Source organism: Streptomyces sp. NPDC101165 (assembly GCF_044768135.1).
Taxonomy (GTDB): domain Bacteria; phylum Actinomycetota; class Actinomycetes; order Streptomycetales; family Streptomycetaceae; genus Streptomyces.
In genome coordinates this window covers 365215-385665 of record NZ_JBIWPG010000009.1, presented here as the reverse complement: position 1 = coordinate 385665, position 20451 = coordinate 365215, and the positions used below count along the sequence as shown (strand labels likewise).

Annotated in this window: 20 protein-coding genes; 8 read left to right on the top strand and 12 right to left on the bottom strand. The window is 70.7% G+C overall.

Features of this window, described 5'->3' with window-relative positions:
* Positions 1 to 23 precede the first annotated feature (23 nt).
* On the bottom strand, positions 24 to 2570 hold the full coding sequence (locus tag ACIRVH_RS21820; protein WP_403955727.1) for an FHA domain-containing protein: 2547 nt from the start codon (positions 2568 to 2570) through the stop codon (positions 24 to 26).
* 241 nt (positions 2571 to 2811) lie between these two features.
* Between ACIRVH_RS21820 and ACIRVH_RS21815 the strand changes: the two genes are divergently transcribed.
* Both ACIRVH_RS21815 and serB read left to right on the top strand, forming a co-directional pair.
* Positions 2812 to 4560, top strand: a complete 1749-nt coding sequence (locus ACIRVH_RS21815; RefSeq protein WP_403955725.1) for a streptophobe family protein — start codon at positions 2812 to 2814, stop codon at positions 4558 to 4560.
* Between the two features lie 220 nt (positions 4561 to 4780).
* Positions 4781 to 5989 carry a phosphoserine phosphatase SerB gene (gene serB, locus ACIRVH_RS21810; RefSeq protein WP_393482194.1) on the top strand — a complete coding sequence of 403 codons (1209 nt, stop codon included), beginning with the start codon at positions 4781 to 4783 and terminating at the stop codon, positions 5987 to 5989.
* An 81-nt stretch (positions 5990 to 6070) separates the two neighbouring features.
* Here the strand turns inward: serB and ACIRVH_RS21805 are convergent, their stop codons facing one another.
* From ACIRVH_RS21805 to ACIRVH_RS21790, 4 genes are all read right to left on the bottom strand, one after another.
* Positions 6071 to 6589 carry a SixA phosphatase family protein gene (locus ACIRVH_RS21805; RefSeq protein WP_403955723.1) on the bottom strand — a complete coding sequence of 173 codons (519 nt, stop codon included), beginning with the start codon at positions 6587 to 6589 and terminating at the stop codon, positions 6071 to 6073.
* Positions 6590 to 6667: 78 nt separating this feature from the next.
* Positions 6668 to 6874: a hypothetical protein gene (locus ACIRVH_RS21800; protein WP_403955721.1), complete on the bottom strand. Its 207-nt coding sequence runs from the start codon at positions 6872 to 6874 to the stop codon at positions 6668 to 6670.
* 182 nt (positions 6875 to 7056) lie between these two features.
* A complete protein-coding gene (locus tag ACIRVH_RS21795) occupies positions 7057 to 7173 on the bottom strand; it encodes an SGM_5486 family transporter-associated protein (protein WP_145874680.1) in 117 nt (38 codons plus the stop codon).
* Positions 7174 to 7219: 46 nt separating this feature from the next.
* A complete protein-coding gene (locus ACIRVH_RS21790) occupies positions 7220 to 8536 on the bottom strand; it encodes a CynX/NimT family MFS transporter (RefSeq protein ID WP_403955719.1) in 1317 nt (438 codons plus the stop codon).
* An 82-nt stretch (positions 8537 to 8618) separates the two neighbouring features.
* Here ACIRVH_RS21790 and ACIRVH_RS21785 point away from each other — a divergent pair, with 82 nt between their 5' ends.
* A complete protein-coding gene (locus ACIRVH_RS21785; protein WP_386573901.1) occupies positions 8619 to 9311 on the top strand; it encodes a FadR/GntR family transcriptional regulator in 693 nt (230 codons plus the stop codon).
* Here the strand turns inward: ACIRVH_RS21785 and ACIRVH_RS21780 are convergent.
* From ACIRVH_RS21780 to fabG, 3 genes are all read right to left on the bottom strand, one after another.
* A complete protein-coding gene (locus ACIRVH_RS21780; RefSeq protein WP_403955717.1) occupies positions 9289 to 9639 on the bottom strand; it encodes a hypothetical protein in 351 nt (116 codons plus the stop codon). The two genes, ACIRVH_RS21785 and ACIRVH_RS21780, sit on opposite strands and share 23 nt — an antisense overlap.
* A 158-nt stretch (positions 9640 to 9797) precedes the next feature.
* Entirely contained in the window at positions 9798 to 10565 is a 768-nt protein-coding gene (gene fabI / locus ACIRVH_RS21775) for an enoyl-ACP reductase FabI (RefSeq protein WP_403955715.1), read from the bottom strand.
* A 5-nt stretch (positions 10566 to 10570) separates the two neighbouring features.
* Positions 10571 to 11275 (bottom strand): 3-oxoacyl-[acyl-carrier-protein] reductase, encoded by a 705-nt coding sequence (gene fabG / locus ACIRVH_RS21770; RefSeq protein ID WP_403955713.1) that lies wholly within the window; start codon positions 11273 to 11275, stop codon positions 10571 to 10573.
* A 248-nt stretch (positions 11276 to 11523) separates the two neighbouring features.
* On the opposite strand from fabG, the gene ACIRVH_RS21765 reads away from it, so the two are divergent.
* From ACIRVH_RS21765 to tyrS, 3 genes are read left to right on the top strand one after another with little or no spacing between them, the layout of a single operon-like run.
* Positions 11524 to 13047, top strand: a complete 1524-nt coding sequence (locus ACIRVH_RS21765; RefSeq protein WP_403955712.1) for a TldD/PmbA family protein — start codon at positions 11524 to 11526, stop codon at positions 13045 to 13047.
* Positions 13044 to 14438, top strand: a complete 1395-nt coding sequence (locus ACIRVH_RS21760; RefSeq protein WP_403955710.1) for a metallopeptidase TldD-related protein — start codon at positions 13044 to 13046, stop codon at positions 14436 to 14438. The genes ACIRVH_RS21765 and ACIRVH_RS21760 overlap by 4 nt, the downstream gene beginning before the upstream one ends.
* 56 nt (positions 14439 to 14494) lie before the next feature.
* Positions 14495 to 15763, top strand: coding sequence for a tyrosine--tRNA ligase (tyrS, locus tag ACIRVH_RS21755; RefSeq protein ID WP_403955708.1), 1269 nt, complete (start codon positions 14495 to 14497; stop codon positions 15761 to 15763).
* 54 nt (positions 15764 to 15817) lie between these two features.
* Here the strand turns inward: tyrS and ACIRVH_RS21750 are convergent, their stop codons facing one another.
* Positions 15818 to 16099: a GlsB/YeaQ/YmgE family stress response membrane protein gene (locus tag ACIRVH_RS21750; protein ID WP_403955705.1), complete on the bottom strand. Its 282-nt coding sequence runs from the start codon at positions 16097 to 16099 to the stop codon at positions 15818 to 15820.
* 241 nt (positions 16100 to 16340) lie between these two features.
* Here ACIRVH_RS21750 and ACIRVH_RS21745 point away from each other — a divergent pair, with 241 nt between their 5' ends.
* Together ACIRVH_RS21745 and ACIRVH_RS21740 are read left to right on the top strand one after the other, a co-directional pair.
* Positions 16341 to 16697, top strand: coding sequence for a DUF3099 domain-containing protein (locus ACIRVH_RS21745; RefSeq protein WP_403955704.1), 357 nt, complete (start codon positions 16341 to 16343; stop codon positions 16695 to 16697).
* A 227-nt stretch (positions 16698 to 16924) separates the two neighbouring features.
* A complete protein-coding gene (locus ACIRVH_RS21740) occupies positions 16925 to 17143 on the top strand; it encodes a hypothetical protein (RefSeq protein ID WP_403955703.1) in 219 nt (72 codons plus the stop codon).
* On the opposite strand, the gene moaA is transcribed toward ACIRVH_RS21740, so the two are convergent.
* From moaA to ACIRVH_RS21725, 3 genes are all read right to left on the bottom strand, one after another.
* Positions 17140 to 18129: a GTP 3',8-cyclase MoaA gene (gene moaA / locus ACIRVH_RS21735; RefSeq protein ID WP_403955702.1), complete on the bottom strand. Its 990-nt coding sequence runs from the start codon at positions 18127 to 18129 to the stop codon at positions 17140 to 17142. The genes ACIRVH_RS21740 and moaA overlap by 4 nt on opposite strands.
* A 155-nt stretch (positions 18130 to 18284) precedes the next feature.
* Positions 18285 to 19910 carry a cation acetate symporter gene (locus ACIRVH_RS21730; RefSeq protein ID WP_403955700.1) on the bottom strand — a complete coding sequence of 542 codons (1626 nt, stop codon included), beginning with the start codon at positions 19908 to 19910 and terminating at the stop codon, positions 18285 to 18287.
* Entirely contained in the window at positions 19907 to 20263 is a 357-nt protein-coding gene (locus ACIRVH_RS21725) for a DUF485 domain-containing protein (RefSeq protein WP_403955699.1), read from the bottom strand. The genes ACIRVH_RS21730 and ACIRVH_RS21725 overlap by 4 nt, the downstream gene beginning before the upstream one ends.
* Positions 20264 to 20451 lie beyond the last annotated feature (188 nt).

Sequence of the window (20451 nt, the reverse complement as noted above, 5' to 3'; positions counted from 1 at the left end):
CCCTTCGCGTCGTACGGGCGCGGTTACTTCCGCATGACCTCCGGCTCGTGCCGGCGCAGGAAGCGGGCGACGAAGAAGCCGCAGACCACACCGAGAACGATCAGCGCGAACATGTCCAGACCCCAGGCCGAGGCCTCGTGGTTCCACAGCGGGTCCGTGCTGCTCGGGTCGTCGGTGTTCGGCGCGATGTTGTTGAAGTCCAGCGTGGCGCCCGCGGCGGCCACCGCCCAGCGCGACGGCATCAGGTACGAGAACTCGTTGACGCCGAGGGTGCCGTGCAGGGTGAAGAGGCAGCCGGTGAAGACGACCTGGATGATCGCGAACATCACCAGCAGCGGCATGGTCTTCTCGGCGGTCTTCACCAGCGAGGAGATCACCAGGCCGAACATCATCGAGGTGAAGCCGAGCGCCATGATCGGCAGGCACAGCTCGAACAGTGTCGAGCTGCCGAGGACGAGCCCCTTGTCCGGGATCTCACGGCTGGAGAAGCCGATCACGCCGACCATCAGGCCCTGGAGCACGGTGACCGCACCCAGGACGACCACCTTCGACATCAGGTAGGCCGACCGGGACAGGCCGGTCGCGCGCTCCCGCTCGTAGATGACCCGTTCCTTGATCAGCTCACGCACCGAGTTGGCCGCACCGGCGAAGCACGCGCCGACCGCGAGAATCAGCAGCACCGTGGTGGCCGTGCCGTTCGGGACGTGCGCGCCGGTGCGCGGATTGACCGCCTCGTTGACCAGCAGGCCCCGGTTGTGGTCGATCAGCAGGCTGACCGCGCCGAGCACCGCCGGCAGGATCACCGTCAGCGCCAGGAATCCCTTGTCGGAGGCTATGACCGCCACGTACCGCCGGATCAGGGTCATCAGCTGCGAACCCCAGCCCTGCGGCTTGGGCGGCTTCATCGCCTGCGGCGGAGGCATGTGTACGGACTGCGGGGCGACGGCGTCGATGTCCGCGGCGTACATCTGGTAGTGCTGCGAGCCCTTCCAGCGGCCCGCCCAGTCGTAGTCGCGGTAGTTCTCGAAGGCGGAGAAGACGTCGGCCCAGGTGTCGTAGCCGAAGAAGTTCAGCGCCTCCTCCGGCGGGCCGAAGTAGGCCACCGAACCGCCGGGCGCCATCACCAGGAGCTTGTCGCAGATCGCCAGCTCCGCCACGGAGTGGGTGACCACGAGGACCGTGCGGCCGTCGTCGGCCAAGCCCCGCAGCAGCTGCATGACGTCGCGGTCCATGCCCGGGTCGAGGCCCGAGGTCGGCTCGTCCAGGAAGATCAGCGACGGCTTGGTGAGCAGCTCCAGGGCCACCGACACACGCTTGCGCTGACCACCGGAGAGGGACGTGACCTTCTTGTCCTTGTGGATGTCGAGCTTCAGCTCGCGCAGCACCTCGTCGATACGGGCGTCGCGCTCCTGGGCCGTGGTGTCGGCGGGGAAGCGCAGCTTGGCCGCGTACTTGAGGGCCTTCTTGACGGTCAGCTCCTTGTGCAGGATGTCGTCCTGCGGGACCAGACCGATGCGCTGGCGCAGCTCGGCGAACTGCTTGTACAGGTTGCGGTTGTCGTACAGCACCTCGCCCTGGTTGGCGGGCCGGTAGCCGGTCAGCGCCTTCAGCAGGGTCGACTTGCCGGAACCGGACGGGCCGATGACCGCGATCAGCGACTTCTCCGGGACGCCGAAGGAGACGTCCTTCAGGATCTGCTTGCCGCCGTCGACCGTGACGGTCAGGTGGCGCGCGGAGAAGGAGACCTCACCGGTGTCGACGAACTCCTCGAGGCGGTCGCCGACGATACGGAAGGTGGAGTGGCCGACGCCGACGATGTCGTTCGGGCCGAGCTGTACCGAGCCGCCCTTGGCGATCGGCTGGCCGTTGACGTAGGTGCCGTTGTGCGAGCCCAGGTCACGGATCTCGAAGCGGCCGCCGGGCATCGAGTGGAACTCGGCGTGGTGCCGGGAGACCTGCAGGTCGGAGACGACCAGCTCGTTCTCCAGGGCACGGCCGATGCGCATCACGTTGCCTATGGCGAACTGGTGGAAGGTCGTGGGGCTGCGGTCGCCGTAGACCGGCGGCGCCCCCGCGCCACCACCGGGCACCTTCTGTGCGTACTGCTCGGCCGGTGCGCCCTGCTGCTGCGGGATCGGCGCGCCCTGCTGCGGCTGCTGCCAACCCCCCTGAGGGGCCTGCTGTTGAGCCTGCTGCGGCGGAGCCTGCTGCGCCCAGCCGGCCCCCGCGCCCTGGGCGGCGTACGGCGCGGCCTGCTGCTGAGGCTGAGCTGCCGCGGCGGCGCCGGACAGGTTCAGGCGCGGTCCGTCGGTCGCGTTGCCGAGGTGCACCGCCGAGCCCGGGCCGATCTCGGTCTGACTTATCCGCTGGCCCTGCACGAAGGTGCCGTTGGTGCTGCCGTGGTCCTCAATGACCCAACTGCGGCCGTTGAAGCTGACCGTGGCGTGACGCCAGGAGACCCTGGCGTCGTCGAAGACGATGTCACCCTGCGGATCGCGTCCGAGGGTGTAAGACCTGGACGAATCGAGCGTCCAGGTCTGTCCGTTTGTTTCCAGTACGAGTTCCGGCACTCCATGCCCCACTGAGTTGTCCCCCGAGTTACCCCCATCACAGGGAGTCTAGGGATGTCGAACATCGTGGGGAACTATTTCAGGCGGGGCCCCGTGACCGAAAGTCGGGCCTTGTCGAGGGCGCCCGTACGCGCTTCAACTCGCCCCGTTGACGGGGTTGAAACCGGGCCGGAGAGTGGTAATCCCCCGCGAGGGGGACAAGCGCGGCTCCGGTGCCGCGCCGCGGATCGGGGGCTCTGCCATGAGTGCTGCCACGGGCGTCGAGACCGCACGGCACGGCACCTCGCTGCCGTGGACGGACATCCTGCTGTCCGCGATCGCCGCCGTCAGCTGGGCGTTGATAGGGATGGCGGGCACGGCCGCGCTCGGTCTGCATCTGCTGCAGGCGGACGCGGCGGGCTCACTGGGCCCCATGACGGCGGCTGTTGTGGCGCTCGGGGCGGGTGGTTCGGTCTCACCGTCGGGCGATGTGTCCGCTTTCGGGCTGAAGGGCGCCGAGGCCCACACGGCCGTCGAGATCACGCCACTGGGGGTGAGCCTGGTCGGTGCCCTGCTGCTGTCGTGGTTCTTCCTACGGTCCCTGCGTACGGCCGGAGTTGTGATCGCGCCGTCCGAACTCCTCGCGCGCGCAGGCGCGGTGGTCGCCCTCTTCGTGGCCACGCTGGGCGGGCTGGCGTGGGCCGGACACGACGTCATCACGATCGACGGCGGCTCGCTCGGTCTGGACAAGTTGCCAGGCGGGGGCGGCAAGGGGGGCGGCCTGCGCATCCCCGGCCTGGGGGACATCGGCGGGCTGCTGCCGGACCGGATCGGCGATCTGATCCACGCGAAGGCCGCCGTCGGGTTCACCGTGGACACCGCGCCCACCCTCCTCGGCGGCCTCTGCTGGTCCGCCGGAATCCTGCTGATCGCCCTGCTCGCCTCCCGGCGCACTCCCCTGCCGCCCGGCTGGGACGCCGTGCACCGGGTCGTGCGGCCGGCCGTGTCGGCGCTCGTCACCGTGCTGCTGACGGCCGTGGCCGCCGGGCTCGCGGCGGCGGCGTACGCGGCGATCGGCGACGACCATCCGCGCCGGATCGCGGGCGCGGCCCTGCTGGGCGCCCCGAACGGGGTGTGGCTGGGCGTCCCGATCGGCCTGTTCGTCCCGTGGGACGGCAAGGCCACCGGCGCACTGGGCACCGTGCTGCCCCACCCGCTCGACCAGCTTCTGAGCGCACACTCGGACCAGCCCGTCACGGTGGGCCGGCTGGCCGAGCTGGACGGGCGGGTGTGGCTGCTCGTGGTCGCGACGGCGCTGATGATGCTGCTGGCCGGGGTACTGACGGCGGTACGGACGCCGCTGCCCGGGCCGGTCGGTACGGCGGGGTTCGCCGGCCGCTGCGCTCTGCGGCTCGGGATCGCGACCGCGCTCGCTCTGCCCTTCCTCGCCTGGCTGGCCGATGTCTCGGTGGACGCCTCGCTGTCCGTGCTGGGCTTCGACGCCTTCGGCGCGGGCATCGAGCTGCACGGTCACCTGGGCATGGCGCTGCTTCTGGGGGCCCTGTGGGGTGCGGGGGCCGGGGCGGCGGGAGCGCTGCTCGCCCGGGTGGCGGGGGCCGCGGGGGCGCGCGCGGTGGGGCCGGGGCGGGGTGGGGTGCGGGGCGCGGATCCGGGGTACGGCGGTGCGTCCGGGCGCTCTGCGTACGGCCGTGGCGACGGGGCCGGACCGTACGCGCCGGGCAGGCCGTACCGGCCCCCGAACCCGGACACGAACCCCTATCTCCAGGTGCCGGAGCGGTTCCGGAAGGAGCCCGAGGACGCGCGGCCGCCGTCGAGCGGGAACGACGTGTACGGCGCCCCCACCGTGGCCCGGCCTCTCGGCCCGCTCCCTCCCGCACCCCGGGGCCGTCCCGGCGCGCGCCCGCGTGATCGCGCGCCGGACCCGCCGGACGAGGGGCCGCCGCCCCCTCCGCCGGTGCCTCCGTCTCCGCCCGGCAGGCCCAGGAGGTGACCCCGTGGGGGCCGCGTGGAGCGGACGACCCGGTGCCGCCCGTCGCGAGCGCGGGCGTGTCACAGTCGTGGTAGAGCCCGAGCCGTAGACCGGTGGCGCAGCGGGCGCGCCGTCGTCCAGCGGCAAGATCCTCTACATCGGCCCGACACCCATTGTTCCGTGTCCGTCAGGCGGACCTCACGGGCGGAAGGCACTGGGTGCCGGATACGGTGGTGACACCATGAGCGCTTCGCAGACCTCCGAGGTCCCCACTCTCCTCGTCAAGATCTTCGGCAAGGACAGGCCGGGCATCACGGCCGGCCTCTTCGACACCCTTGCCGCCTACCTCGTCGACGTGGTCGACATCGAGCAGGTCGTCACCCGGGGCCGCTTGGTGCTGTGCGTGCTGGTCACCCAGCCGCCGGCGGGCCTGGAGGGCGATCTGAGGGCCACCGTGCACAGCTGGGCCGAGTCGATGAAGATGCAGGCGGAGATCATCTCGGGGCACGGCGACAACCGTCCCCGTGGTCACGGGCGCTCCCTGGTGACGGTCCTCGGTCACCCGCTCACCGCCGAGTCGACGGCTGCCATCGCCGCCCGGATCGCCAAGGCCGGCGGCAACATCGACCGTATCTTCCGCCTCGCCAAGTACCCGGTGACCGCGGTGGAGTTCGCCGTCTCCGGGGTGGAGACCGAGCCGCTGCGCACGGCCCTGGCGTCCGACGCGGCGGCACTGGGTGTCGACATCGCCGTCGTCTCGGCGGGCCTGCACCGGCGCGCCCAGCGGCTGGTGGTCATGGACGTGGACTCCACGCTCATCCAGGACGAGGTCATCGAGCTGTTCGCCGCGCACGCCGGCTGCGAGGACCAGGTCGCCGAGGTGACGGCCGCGGCGATGCGCGGGGAGCTGGACTTCGAGCAGTCGCTGCACGCGCGCGTCGCCCTGCTGAAGGGGCTGGACGCCTCGGTGGTGGAGAAGGTGCGCAACGAGGTACGGCTGACGCCGGGCGCGCGCACGCTCATCCGCACCCTGAAGCGCCTCGGCTACCAAGTCGGGGTCGTCTCCGGTGGGTTCACTCAGGTCACGGACGACCTGAAGGAACGGCTGGGGCTGGACTTCGCGCAGGCCAACACGCTGGAGATCGTCGACGGGAAGCTGACCGGGCGGGTCACCGGCGAGATCGTGGACCGCGCGGGCAAGGCGCGGCTGCTGCGCCGCTTCGCGGCGGAGGCCGGGGTGCCGCTGTCGCAGACGGTGGCGATCGGTGACGGTGCCAACGACCTGGACATGCTGAACGCGGCCGGTCTCGGGGTCGCCTTCAACGCCAAGCCGGTGGTCCGCGAGGCCGCGCACACGGCGGTGAACTTCCCCTTCCTCGACACGGTCCTCTATCTGCTGGGCATCACCCGCGAAGAGGTCGAGGCAGCCGACACGCACGACGAGGGCTGAGCCGCCCCGGACGGAGCGCGCAGCGGATGTGAGGAGGGCCCGGCACCGCCACGATGCCGGGCCCTCCTGCCGTGGGTGCCGTCACTCGGAGGGTGCCCAGTAGTCCGTCAGCGTGGCGGCGGCCGGCTCCAGGCTCTTCCAGGCACCGTCGTAGGAGAGAACCGCGAAGCACGCGGCGGGGAAGCCGCGGCGGTTCATCCGCTCGCGGGCGTCACCCTCGGAGTCGCCCGCGAGGATGTCTGCCAGGCCGTGCACGCCCGGGTTGTGACCGATCAGGATCACGTTCTGCACGTCGTCCGGGATCTCGTTGAGCACGGCGATCAGCTCGCCGGGCGAGGCCTCGTAGACCCGCTCCTCATAGGTGGTTTTCGGCCGGTGCGCGAGTTCGTGGACGGCGAGCTTCCAGGTCTCGCGGGTCCTGACCGCGGTGGAGCACAGGGCCAGGTCGAAGGTGATGCCGGTGTCGGCCAGCCTGCGCCCGGCGACTGCGGCGTCCATGCGGCCCCGCTCGGCGAGCGGGCGGTCGTGGTCGGACACCTGGGGCCAGTCGGCTTTCGCATGCCGGAAGAGGACGATCCTGCGGGGTTCTGCGACGCTCATGGGACCCAGCTTCGCATGAAACAGGCCATGCGGCGCAGGGAGTTGACATGCGGATTCACCGGGTACGGAGGCCCCGCGTCAGCGCGTGAGGAGCTGCTGCACGCGCTCGAGGAGCTGCGTGATCGCCGGATCGCCGGTCGCGGCGTGGGCGTCCGACGGGTTCAGTATCAGCGTCAGCAGCGCGACGAAGGCGAGCGCGGGCAGGGCGAGCGCCCACCAGGGCAGCCGGATGTCGACGCTGCCCGGGGTCGCCGGGCGTGGCCGGGTGTGCGTGCGGGCCGGCATGGTCGCCTCCGTGGGTCCTCGAGTGCTCCTGGCCGCCTGCTGCGGTCACCTCTCGAAGCTACGGAGTCCGGGGCCCTCAACCCATCCGGTGACCCACCCACTTGACCCTGACACTGGCCCCCTAGGGGATGGGGGGCCAGCCCCACCATCAGGGCGGGTCACGGGTCGTGCGGGGGGCCTGATCAGGGTGAGGCGATCGTCGCGATGACGGCGATGATCGCGAAGATGGCGAAGAACGCGCCGAAGATGATCAGCATCTTCTTCTGGCCGTTCTGCGGGTTCGGGTCGAGCACTGGCATGCCGCCAGTCTCGCACCCTGGGTGCGCGTCCCGTGCGCCGGGGTCGTCAGCGCGCCGCCGCCTCGTCCTCCACGGTGCGGTCGCGGCCCGCCAGGAAGCCCACCGCCATCTGGGGCAGCATCAGTCCCGCCATGAGGGCGATCGGCACCCCCCAGCCGCCGCTCTGCTGGTAGAGCACACCGACCAGCAGCGGGCCGGGGATGGAGATCAGGTATCCGGTGCTCTGGGCGAACGCGGACAGCTGGACCACGCCCGGGCCGGTCCTGGCCCGCATGCCGACCATGGTCAGCGCCAGCGGGAAGGCACAGTTGGAGATGCCGAGCAGCACGGCCCAGGCCCAGGCGCCGGCGGCCGGCGCGAAGTACAGGCCGGCGTATCCGGCGAGGCCGCAGACGCCCAGGAGCAGCGCGATCGGCCCCTGGTGGGGCAGCCGGGTGGCCACCCGCGGGATGACGAAGGCCAGGGGCACGCCCATCACCATGGTGACGGCGAGGAGCAGGCCCGCCGTGCCCGCGGGGACGCCGGAGTCGCGGAAGATCTGGGCCATCCAGCCCATCGTGATGTACGCGGCGGTGGCCTGGAGCCCGAAGAAGACGGCGAGCGCCCAGGCGGTACGGCTGCGGGTGATGCGCAGCAAGGCCTGCTGGTCCCGCGTCGCGCGCACCGGCTCGGGGGCGGGCTCGGCGCCCCGCCCCCGTACCAGCGGCAGCCAGGGCAGTACGGCGGCTGCCGCGAGCGCCGCCCACACGGCGAGTCCGGACTGCCAGCTGCCGCCCAGGGCGCCGGTCAGGGGCACGGTCACCGCGGCGGCGACGGAGGTGCCGAGGGCGAGGGCCATGGAGTACAGGCCGGTCATGGAGCCGACCCGGTCGGGGAACCAGCGCTTGACGATGACGGGCATCAGCACGTTGCTGACGGCGATGCCCATGAGGGTGAGTGCGCTGGCGGCCAGGAAGCCGGCCGTGCCGCCGGCGTAGGGCCGTATCAGCAGGCCCGCTGTGATGGCGGCCATGCCCGCGCACACCACGGCGGCCGGCCCGAAGCGGCGGGCCAGCCGGGGGGCGGTGACGCCGAAGACGGCGAAGCAGAGCGGGGGCACGGAGGTGAGCAGCCCGGCCACGCTGCCGCTCATGCCGAGGCCGTCGCGGACCTCCTCCAGGAGTGCGCCGAGGCTCGTGATGGCCGGCCGGAGGTTCAGCGCGGACAGCACGATGCCGACGACGACCAGCCGGGTCGCCCACGCGCGCGTGGGGGGCGTGCGACGGGTGGCCGCCGCGGTGGTCGCACCGCGGTCGGCCGACGACGGCTCCGTACGGGTTGCCGCGGTCGGGTTCTCCGCGGTCCGGGTTTCCTCACTAGCCATGTCACCCATCATAGAATCATGGGATGATTGGTTGTCCATCCCCGGGACACAGTCGCCCGGGCCTCGCGTGCGAAGGTGTGCCATGCCCCTGAGCCACCCACGTCGTTCGGCGCTGTCCGAGCAGGTCATCGCCGAGCTGCGCAACCAGATCGCCTCCGGCGAGTGGCCGGTCGGCTCGCGCATCCCGACCGAGCCCGAGCTGGTCGAGCAGCTCGGCGTCGCCCGCAACACCGTCCGCGAGGCCGTCCGCGCGCTCGCGCACAACGGCCTGCTGGACATCCGCCAGGGCTCGGGCACGTACGTCGCGGCGACCAGCGAGCTGGCCGGCGTGATGCACCGCCGGTTCGCGGACGCCGACCCCCGGCACATCGCCGAGCTGCGCTCCACGCTGGAGTCGGCGGCGGCCAAGCTGGCGGCCGAGCGGCGCACTGAGAAGGACCTCAAGCAGCTGGACGCGCTCCTGGCCCGGCGCGAGGAGGCCTGGGAGACCGGCGAGGCCGAGGCGTTCGTGACCGCCGACGCCACCTTCCACCTCGCCGTGGTGGCCGCCTCCCACAACGACGTCATGACCGCGATGTACGCCGACCTGGGAGAGGTGCTGCGGGACTGGCTGCGCGCCGACGTCGGCGCCGAGCTGACGCCCGAGACGTACATGGACCACACCCGGCTGGTGGACGCGATCCGGACGGGCGACGCGGAGGCCGCCGCCGCGGAGGCGGCGAGCTATCCGTTCCTGTGCCGTCCGGGGAGGTTCAGCGCGCCTTCTGGTGGCTGATCCACACCGAGCGGACTTCCTTCCAGCACCGGCCGGTCAGCCGTACGGTCATGGCGGCCGCGGTGTCCACCGGGGCGCTGTCGGTGTCGATGTCCCACCAGCGGGCGCATTCGACGTGCAGCCGCACCCGGTCGGTGTCGACGTAGGGGTTGTGGCAGTACGCCACCACGTGCGAGCCGGTGACGGTCGTACGGCACGCGGCGCCGAACAGGCTCGGCGCGGGCGGTTCGCCGTGGCCCGCGCGCGCGTGGGGCAGCGCGTCGTACGGCAGGGAGAGCACGAGGGCTACGGCCACGGTCAGCGGGGCCAGGCTGCGGGACAGGCGCACAAGGGGACCTCCTCGGCCGGGCTGCGGAGGATGCGCGGGGTGAACCCGTAATCCAGAGTGCGCCGTTGGCCCCGGGCCCCGCCCGGCCGGGTACGCCGAACGAGTGACGCCCCGCCCCCGCGGACCGCGGAGAACGGGGCGTCGACGTCAGGCGAGGGTCACGCGCCGATGGCGTGCAGACCGCCGTCCACGTGGATGATCTCGCCGGTGGTCTTCGGGAACCAGTCGCTCAGCAGCGCGACGACACCCTTGCCGGCCGGCTCCGGGTCCTTGAGGTCCCACTCCAGCGGGGAGCGGCTGTCCCACACGGAGGCCAGCTCGCTGAAGCCCGGGATGGACTTGGCGGCCATGGAGCCGATCGGACCGGCCGAGACGAGGTTGCAGCGGATGTTCTGCTTGCCCAGGTCGCGCGCCATGTAGCGGCTGGTGGCCTCGAGGGCGGCCTTGGCCGGGCCCATCCAGTCGTACTGCGGCCAGGCGAAGGAGGCGTCGAAGGTGAGGCCGACGACCGAGCCGCCGTTCTGCATCAGCGGCAGGCAGGCCATGGTCAGCGACTTCAGGGAGAACGCCGAGACGTGCATGGCGGTGGAGACCGACTCGAACGGCGTGTTGAGGAAGTTGCCGCCGAGCGCGTCCTGCGGGGCGAAGCCGATGGAGTGGACGATGCCGTCGAGGCCGCCCAGCTCCTCGCCGACCACGTCGGCCAGGCGGGCGAGGTGCTCGTCGTTGGTGACGTCCAGCTCGATGACCTTGGTCGGCTTCGGCAGCTTCCTGGCGATGCGCTCGGTCAGCGTGGGCCGCGGGAAGGCGGTCAGGATGATCTCGGCGCCCTGCTCCTGGGCGAGCTTGGCGACGTGGAAGGCGATGGAGGATTCCATCAGCACACCCGTGATCAGGATGCGCTTGCCCTCGAGGATTCCGCTCATGGTGATCAGTGACCCATTCCCAGTCCGCCGTCAACGGGGATGACGGCTCCAGTGATGTACGAAGCGTCGTCCGAGGCGAGGAACCGCACCGTCGCGGCGATCTCCTGCGGCTGCGCGTAACGGCCGAGCGGCACCTGCGACACGATGCTCTCGCGCTGCTGCTCGGTGAGCGCCTTGGTCATGTCGGTGTCGACGAAGCCGGGCGCGACGACGTTGAAGGTGATGTTGCGCGAGCCCAGCTCACGGGCGAGGGAACGCGCGAAGCCGACCATGGCGGCCTTGGAGGCGGCGTAGTTCGCCTGTCCCGCCTGGCCGAGCAGGCCGACCACGGAGGAGATCAGTATGACGCGGCCCTTCTTGGCGCGAAGCATGCCGCGGTTGGCTCGCTTGACGACGCGGAAGGTGCCGGTGAGGTTGGTGTCGATGACCGAGGTGAAGTCCTCCTCGGACATGCGCATCAGGAGCTGGTCCTTGGTGACGCCGGCGTTGGCGACGAGGACCTCGACCGAACCGTGCTGCTCCTCGATCTCCTTGTAGGCCTGCTCCACCTGCTCGGCGTCGGTGATGTCGCACTTGACGGCGAGGAAGCCGGCCGGCGGCTCACCCGAGCGGTACGTGATCGCGACCTTGTCGCCGGCGTCGGCGAAAGCGCGGGCGATGGCGAGGCCGATGCCCCGGTTGCCTCCGGTGACGAGAACCGAGCGGCTCAACGGATCACCCTTTCGTTTGCGGTCTGATGCGGTCGGGCAGCCCGCCCGAACAGCTGGATGGCAGGCGGCTTCATCGAAAACCTATCGGCAGCGCCGCTTCCGTGGGGAATCGGGCACCGACAGTGGCGCGAGTGCAACGCTGTCGGGTCCCTACAGAATGGCCCCGCCTCGGACCGAAACGTGTGGTCCGCCGGGCCGCTCCCGCGACATGATCGGAACCGACAGGCCACGACAGCAGGGAGACCTCCGTGCCTCATTCCATCGACGAAGCCTTCACGGCGCTTCCGCTAAAGGCTCTGGCCGACGCCGCGCTGGCGCGCGCGCGTGCGCTGGGGGCCGAGCATGCGGACTTCCGGTTCGAGCGGGTGCGCAGCGCGTCCTGGCGGCTCAGGGACGCCAAGCCGGCGGGATCGTCGGACACCACCGACCTCGGGTACGCGGTCCGGGTCGTGCACGGCGGTACGTGGGGCTTCGCGTCCGGGGTTGACCTGACCCTGGACGCGGCCGCCAAGGTCGCCTCGCAGGCGGTGGCGATGGCGAAGCTCTCCGCGCAGGTGATCAAGGCCGCCGGGTCGGACGAGCGGGTGGAGCTGGCCGCCGAGCCGGTCCATGCCGAGAAGACGTGGATCTCCTCGTACGAGATCGATCCCTTCTCCGTGCCCGACGAGGAGAAGGCCGCGCTGCTGGCGGAGTGGAGCAACCGGCTGCTGGCGGCCAGTGGCGTGAACCATGTGGACGCCTCGCTGCTCACCGTGCACGAGAACAAGTTCTATGCCGACACCGCGGGCACCGTGACCACCCAGCAGCGGGTGCGGCTGCATCCGCAGCTGACGGCCGTGTCGGTCGACGAGTCGAGCGGCGAGTTCGACTCGATGCGCACGATCGCGCCGCCGGTCGGGCGCGGCTGGGAGTACCTCACCGGCACCGGCTGGGACTGGGACACCGAGCTGGAGCAGATCCCGGAGCTGCTCGCCGAGAAGATGCGGGCGCCGAGCGTCGAGGCGGGCCTGTACGACCTCGTGGTCGACCCGTCCAACCTGTGGCTGACCATCCACGAGTCCATCGGGCACGCCACCGAGCTGGACCGCGCGCTCGGCTACGAGGCCGCGTACGCGGGCACCTCCTTCGCCACCTTCGACCAGCTCGGCAAGCTGAGGTACGGCTCCGAGCTGATGAACGTCACCGGTGACCGCACCGCCGAGCACGGCCTCGCGACCGTCGGGTACGACGACGAGGGCGTCGAGGCGCAGTCCTGGGACCTGGTGAAGGACGGCACGCTCGTCGGCTACCAGCTGGACCGCAGGATCGCGAAGCTGACCGGTTTCGAGCGGTCCAACGGCTGTGCGTTCGCCGACTCCCCCGGGCATGTGCCGGTGCAGCGCATGGCCAACGTGTCCCTGCAGCCGGATCCCGCCGGGCTGTCCACCGAGGACCTGATCGGCGGCGTCGACCGGGGCATCTACGTCGTCGGCGACCGGTCCTGGTCGATCGACATGCAGCGGTACAACTTCCAGTTCACCGGGCAGCGCTTCTTCAGGATCGAGAACGGGCGGATCACCGGGCAGCTGAAGGACGTCGCCTACCAGGCCACGACCACCGACTTCTGGGGGTCCATGGCGGCGGTGGGCGGCCCGCAGACCTACGTCCTGGGCGGCGCCTTCAACTGCGGCAAGGCCCAGCCGGGCCAGGTCGCCGCCGTGTCCCACGGGTGCCCCTCCGCCCTCTTCAAGGGCGTCAACATTCTGAACACCACGCAGGAGGCCGGTCGATGAGCGCCCGTACCAACAAGCCGCACGAGGTCGTCGAGCAGGCCCTCGCGCTGTCCCGGGCCGACGGCTGCGTCGTCATCGCCGACGAGGAGTCGAGCGCCAACCTGCGCTGGGCCGGCAACGCGCTCACCACCAACGGTGTGACCCGTGGCCGTACCCTCACGGTGATCGCGACCGTGGACGGCAAGGAGGGCACGGCCTCCGGTGTCGTGTCGCGGTCGGCGGTGACCGCCGAGGAGCTGGAGCCGCTGGTGCGGGCCGCCGAGGCGGCGGCGCGCGGGGCCGGGCCCGCCGAGGACGCCCAGCCGCTGATCAGCGGTGTCCAGGAGTCCCCGGACTTCACGGACGCGCCCGCCGAGACCTCCTCGGCCGTCTTCGCGGAGTTCGCACCGGCGCTCGGCGAGGCCTTCGCACGCGCGCGGGCCGGCGGCCGCGAGCTGTACGGCTTCGCCAACCACGAGATGGTGTCGACGTACGTGGGCACGTCCACGGGACTGCGGCTGCGGCACGACCAGCCGAACGGCACGCTGGAGCTGAACGCCAAGTCCCCGGACCGGGCCCGCTCGGCGTGGGCGGGCCGCTCCACGCGGGACTTCAAGGACGTCGACCCGGGCGCCCTGGACGCCGAGCTGGCCGTACGCCTCGGCTGGGCCGAGCGGCGGGTGGAGCTGCCCGCGGGCCGGTACGAGACGCTGCTGCCGCCGACCGCGGTCGCTGACCTGCTGATCTACCAGCTGTGGTCGGCCTCGGGCCGGGACGCGGCCGAGGGCCGGACGGTGTTCTCCAAGCCGGGCGGTGGCACCCGTGTGGACGAGAAGCTGAGCGAACTGCCGCTGAGCCTGCGCAGCGACCCGAACCAGCCGGGCCTGGAGTGCGCGCCCTTCGTGGTCGCCCACTCCTCCGGCGGCGACCAGTCCGTGTTCGACAACGGGCTGCCGGTACACCCCACCGAGTGGATCGGCGAGGGCGTGCTCAAGCACCTGATCACCACCCGGCACAGCGCGGGCCTGACCGGGCTGCCGGTCGCCCCGGCGATCGGGAACCTGATCCTGGACGGCGGTCAGGACCGCTCGCTGGAGGAGATGGTCGCGGCGACCGGGCGGGGGCTGCTGCTGACCTGCCTGTGGTACATCCGCGAGGTCGACCCGGCGACGCTGCTGCTCACCGGGCTGACCCGGGACGGCGTCTACCTCGTGGAGAACGGCGAGGTGACCGGGCAGGTGAACAACTTCCGGTTCAACGAGTCGCCGGTGGGCCTGCTCGGCCGGGCCACGGAGGCGGGGCGTACGGAGAAGACACTGCCGCGGGAGTGGGGCGACTACTTCACCCGGGCCGCGATGCCCGCCCTGCGGATCCCCGATTTCAATATGAGCTCTGTCAGTCAGGGCGTATAACCTCGTAGTCGGCTGTCACCCGACTGCCCCTGGATCACCGAGGAGACGCGAGAACCGTGACGGACATCGTCGACGAGCTGAAGTGGCGTGGGCTGTTCGCCCTGTCCACCGACGAGGACGCTTTGCGCAAGGCGCTCGCGGACGGTCCCGTCACGTTCTATTGCGGTTTCGACCCGACGGCGCCGTCGCTGCACGTGGGGCATCTGGTGCAGGTGCTCACCGTGCGCCGGCTCCAGCAGGCCGGGCACCGGCCGCTGGCGCTGGTCGGCGGCGCGACGGGCCTGATCGGTGACCCGCGCCCCACCGCGGAGCGCACGCTGAACGACCCGGAGACGGTGGCCGGCTGGGTGGGCAAGCTGCGCGCGCAGATCGAGCCGTTCCTGTCCTTCGAGGGCGAGAACGCGGCGGTCATGGTGAACAACCTCGACTGGACCGCGAACCTCTCCGCGATCGAGTTCCTGCGGGACATCGGCAAGCACTTCCGCGTCAACAAGATGCTGACGAAGGACTCCGTGGCCCGCCGTCTGGGGTCCGACCAGGGCATCAGCTACACCGAGTTCAGCTACCAGATCCTGCAGGGCATGGACTTCCTGCAGTTGTACCGGCGGTACGGCTGCACGCTCCAGCAGGGCGGCAGCGACCAGTGGGGCAACCTCACGGCCGGCCTCGACCTGATCCACCGGCTGGAGCCGGAGGCCGAGGCGCACGCGCTGGCCACCCCGCTGATGACCAAGGCGGACGGCACCAAGTTCGGCAAGACCGAGGGCGGCGCCGTCTGGCTCGACCCGGAGATGACGACGCCGTACGCGTTCTACCAGTTCTGGCTGAACGTGGACGACCGTGACATCTCGAAGTACATGCGGATCCTGTCCTTCAAGTCCCGCGAGGAGCTGGAGGAGCTGGAGCAGCAGACCGAGGAGCGTCCGCAGGCCCGTGCCGCGCAGCGCGCGCTCGCCGAGGAGCTGACGACGCTGGTGCACGGCGCCGACCAGACGGCCGCCGTGATCGCCGCGTCCAAGGCCCTGTTCGGCCAGGGCGAGCTGACGGAGCTGGACGAGCGGACGCTGGCGGCGGCGCTGTCCGAGGTGCCGCACGTCCAGGTCGCCGAGCTGGGCCAGGTGGTCGACCTGTTCGCCGAGGTCGGCCTGGTGGCCAGCAAGTCCGCCGGGCGGCGGACCGTGAAGGAGGGCGGGGCCTACGTGAACAACGCGAAGGTCACCGCGGAGGATGCCGTGGCCGCCAAGGAGGACCTGCTGCACGGGCGGTGGCTGGTGCTGCGACGGGGCAAGAAGAACCTGGCCGCGGTAGAGGTCACCGGCGCCTAGGACGGACCGAAGGGCGGCCCCTCGGAGCGGGGCCGCCCTTCGCTGTGTCCGCTCTCAGACGGCCTGCTGTTTCTTCTTTCCCAGCGTCGCCATGTAGAGCCTGTCGACGGCGAAGACGATGATGATCGCGGCGATGAGCTGGAAGGCGTGCCGGCTCCAGTCGATGCCGCGGGTCTGTGCGACGCCGAGGGCGGCGGCGATCGCGTTACCGGCGACGGCGCCCAGGATGCCGCAGATGGTGGTCAGCCAGAGGGGGCTGTGCTGCTTGCCCGGGATGATCGCCTTCGCGATGAGGCCCAGTACGAATCCCACGATGATCGCCCACAACCAGCCCATGGCTGCCTCCTCGTACGACTCGACGTGAGCACTACGGTCAGTCTGGGTCCGTGCGCCGTACGGCGCACGTCGGGTTCACCCGTCGGCGGCAGGGCCGAGGACGTTCGCGCAGGCAGGGTGCGACCCGGTCTCGTCGGGCGTGCGGCCGCGGCGTACCGTGGAGATGTCCTGGTCCGGTTCCCCGCCGGGCGTGGACGCAGGTGCGGGCCGGGGAGAGTCTGCGGGCGGATGGTGGAGTGTGATGCGCAAGCAGCACGGTGGCAGCGTCCAGGTGTTCCGGATCACCGGCGCCCGGACCGGGCTGGCCGAGGACGTGCGGGGCCGGCAACGGCGGTACGTCATCTCGATGACGATCCGTACCCTCTCCGTGATCCTCGCGGTCTCGCTGTGGAACGTCGAACGGTACGTCGCCGTCGTGGCGCTGGTGCTCGGTGCGCTGCTCCCCTATGTCGCCGTGGTGATCGCGAACGCGGGCCGGGAGCGGCCGCCCAATCTTCCGTCGACCTTCATCACCGCACCGACGCGGCCGATGGTAGCGCCGCCGCGCGCGGAGGAGGAGACGAGTCGGGCGGAGTCCGAGCGGCCCGAAGGGACGTGACCACGGCGGACGCGCCGGTCACTGCCGGCGGCTGCGTGTCAAGCTCAAGAAAAGCTCAGATCAATCGTGTAGTTCCAGTGCCGGGCGACGGGTGACCCGTGACATACTGCGTACGCGCTCCGCATCCCCCGTCGGAGCGACGGACCGACGCCGGGCAGCTCCCCCCGTGGCTGCTCGGCGTCGCCTTGTTTACGGGGGCTCTGTGATACGGAACCAGTGACGAACCTGTGAGTGACGAGACCCCCATCTGCTCCGCCAAGGGCTGCCGTGCCGACGCCGTGTGGGTTCTGGCGTGGAACAACCCGAAGATTCACACGCCGGAGCGGCGCAAGACGTGGCTCGCCTGCGAGGAGCACCGCGAGCATCTTTCGCAGTTCCTCGGGGTCCGGGGGTTCCTCAAGGACGTGGTGAAGTTCGAGGACTGGGAAGCCCCCGCAGAATCCTAACCGCCGATGGCGGACATCGGCCGGTCCGGCTGAACGAAGGTCGGGTCGTCCAGGCCCGCTCCCGCCTTCTTTCCCCACATCGCCAGGCGCCAGATGCGGGCGATCTCCTCGTCGGGGGCGCCCGAGCGCAGGGCCGCTCGCAGGTCGGTCTCCTCCGTGGCGAACAGGCAGGTGCGTATCTGGCCGTCGGCGGTGAGGCGGGTGCGGTCGCAGGCCGCGCAGAACGGCCGGGTGACCGAGGCGATCACGCCGACCCGCTGCGGGCCGCCGTTCACCAGCCAGCGCTCGGCCGGTGCCGCGCCGCGCTCGTCCGCGCCCTCCGGGGTGAGGTCGAAGCGGGTGCGCAGGGAGGCCAGGATGTCCCCGGCGGTGACCATGCTCTCGCGCTTCCAGCCGTGCTGGGCGTCGAGCGGCATCTGCTCGATGAAGCGCAGCTCGTACTCGTGCTCCAGCGCCCAGGCGAGCAGGTCCGGGGCCTCGTCCTCGTTCAGGCCCGGCATCAGGACCGTGTTGACCTTGACCGGGGCGAGGCCGGCCTCGCGGGCGGCTTCGAGGCCCTCGATGACGTCCTTGTGCCGGTCGCGGCGGGTGAGGGTCTTGAAGACGTCGGGGCGCAGGGTGTCCAGGGAGACGTTGACCCGGTCCAGGCCCGCGGCCTTCAGCGCGACAGCGGTGCGCCTCAGGCCGATGCCGTTCGTCGTGAGGGACATCTGGGGGCGGGGGGCGAGGTCCGCGACCCGCTCGACGATGCCGACCAGCCCGGGGCGCAGCAGCGGCTCGCCGCCGGTGAAGCGGACCTCCTCGATGCCGAGCAGGCGGACCGCGATGTCGATGAGACGGACGATCTCGTCGTCCGTGAGCAGGTCGGGCTTGGCGAGCCACTGCAGGCCTTCCTCGGGCATGCAGTAGGTACAGCGCAGATTGCACCGATCGGTCAGCGAGACCCTCAGGTCGGTGGCCACTCGGCCGTAGGTGTCGATGAGCACGTGGGCCCCCTCCCTCGATCCGGAGCACTCATTTTCCGTCACTTGCGAGCCTACGTGAGTCGACTGACATCGACAGCGGCCTGATCTTACGAGGTACGACACGGCCGCGTCGTAGGACCGTACAGTCCCGAACGACGCGGCCGTCCGTACGAAGGTCAGTGCGCTCCGGTCCCGGTCAGGGACCGCACCTCCAGCTCCGCGTACTTGCCGGCGTCCGGGACCTCCTTCGACAGCAGGGTGCCCACGGCGCCCAGCAGGAAGCCGACGGGGATCGAGATGATGCCGGGGTTCTCCAGCGGGAACCAGTGGAAGTCCACGTCGGGGAACATCGAGGTCGGCTTGCCGGACACCACCGGCGAGAACAGCACCAGGCCGACCGCGGTGACCAGGCCGCCGTAGATCGACCAGAGGGCGCCCGAGGTGGTGAACCGCTTCCAGAACAGGCTGTAGAGGATGGTCGGCAGGTTGGCGGAGGCGGCGACCGCGAAGGCGAGGGCGACCAGGCCGGCGACGTTCAGGTCGCGGGAGAGGGCGCCCAGGACGATCGAGACGGCGCCGATGCCGACGGTCGCGTAGCGGGCCGCGTTGATCTCCTGCTTCTCGGTGGCCTGCCCCTTCTTGATGACGTTGGCGTAGATGTCGTGGGCGAAGGAGGAGGACGACGCCAGGGTCAGGCCGGCGACGACCGCGAGGATCGTGGCGAAGGCGACCGCGGAGATGGTGGCCAGCAGGATCGCGCCCCAGCTGGAGTCCACTCCGCCGAGGTGGAGGGCGAGCAGGGGTGCCGCGGTGTTGCCCGCCTTGTTGGAGGCGATGATCTCGTCCGGTTTGATCAGCGCGGCCGCGCCGAAGCCGAGGGCGAGGGTCATCAGGTAGAAGGCGCCGATCAGGCCGATCGCCCAGATCACGGACTTGCGGGCGGCCTTGGCCGTCGGGACCGTGTAGAAGCGGATCAGGATGTGCGGCAGGCCGGCGGTGCCGAGGACCAGGGCGATGCCGAGCGAGATGAAGTCCAGCTTGGTGGTGCCGGTGGCCCCGTACTTCAGGCCGGGCTCGAGGAACGCGGAGCCCTTGCCGCTGTTGTCGGCGGCCTTGCCGAGCAGGTCCGAGACGTTGAAGTGGAACTTCAGCAGCACCAGGAAGGTCAGCAGCAGGGCGCCCGCGATCAGCAGCACGGCCTTGACCATCTGGACCCAGGTGGTGCCCTTCATGCCGCCGATGGTGACGTACACGATCATCAGAAGGCCGACCAGGGCGACGATGCCGATCTTGCCGCCGTCGCTGGTGATGCCCAGGAGCAGCGAGACCAGGACGCCGGCGCCGGCCATCTGGGCGAGCAGGTAGAAGATCGAGACGACGATCGTGGAGGTGCCGGCGGCGGTACGGACCGGCCGCTGGCGCATCCGGTAGGCCAGTACGTCGCCCATCGTGTAGCGCCCGGAGTTGCGCAGCGGTTCGGCGACCAGGAGCAGGGCCACGAGCCAGGCGACGAGGAAGCCGATGGAGTAGAGGAAGCCGTCGTAGCCGAAGAGGGCGATGGCGCCGGCGATGCCGAGGAAGGACGCGGCGGACATGTAGTCGCCGGAGACGGCGAGGCCGTTCTGGAAGCCGGTGAACTGGCGGCCGCCGGCGTAGAAGTCGGCGGCGTCCTTGGTCTGCCGGCCGGCCCAGACGGTGATGACGAGGGTCGCGGCGACGAACAACGCGAACAGGGTGATGATCAGCGGGCGGTGCTCGCTCGCCTCGCCGGCGGCCAGCAGGGTGTGCGGTGCGGGGCTCATGCGCCGCCCTCCATCCGGGACTTGATGGCCTCGGCCTTGGGGTCGAGCCTGGCCGCGGCGTGCCGCGCGTACCACCAGGCGATGAGGAACGTGGTGAGGAACTGGGCGAGGCCCAGGACGAGGGCCACGTTGATGTTGCCGGCCACCTTGGTGCCCATGAAGTCGCCCGCGTAGTTGGAGAGCAGGACGTACAGCAGGTACCAGGCGATGAAGGCGATGGTCAGGGGGAAGGCGAAGGAGCGGTGGGAGCGGCGCAGTTCACCGAACTCCGCGCTCTGCTGCACCTCGGCGAACTCCTCGGTGGAGGGAAGGTGGACTTGGGGTTTCGCAGGGGGCGGTGTCTCGGTAGCCACGGAGTCTCCTCGCGTCACGGACATGCGCTTTCTGACCTCACAGGAACGTGGATCACATTACAGGGAGTCATCGACCGACTCCCTTGAGTGATCCTGGCGGGGGCACGATCCTGCTGGGCCCTCCGTCCACGGTCACGGCGCCACGCGCGGAGCGGTTCAAGTCCGCCTGACCCTTTCGGAGATCAGTC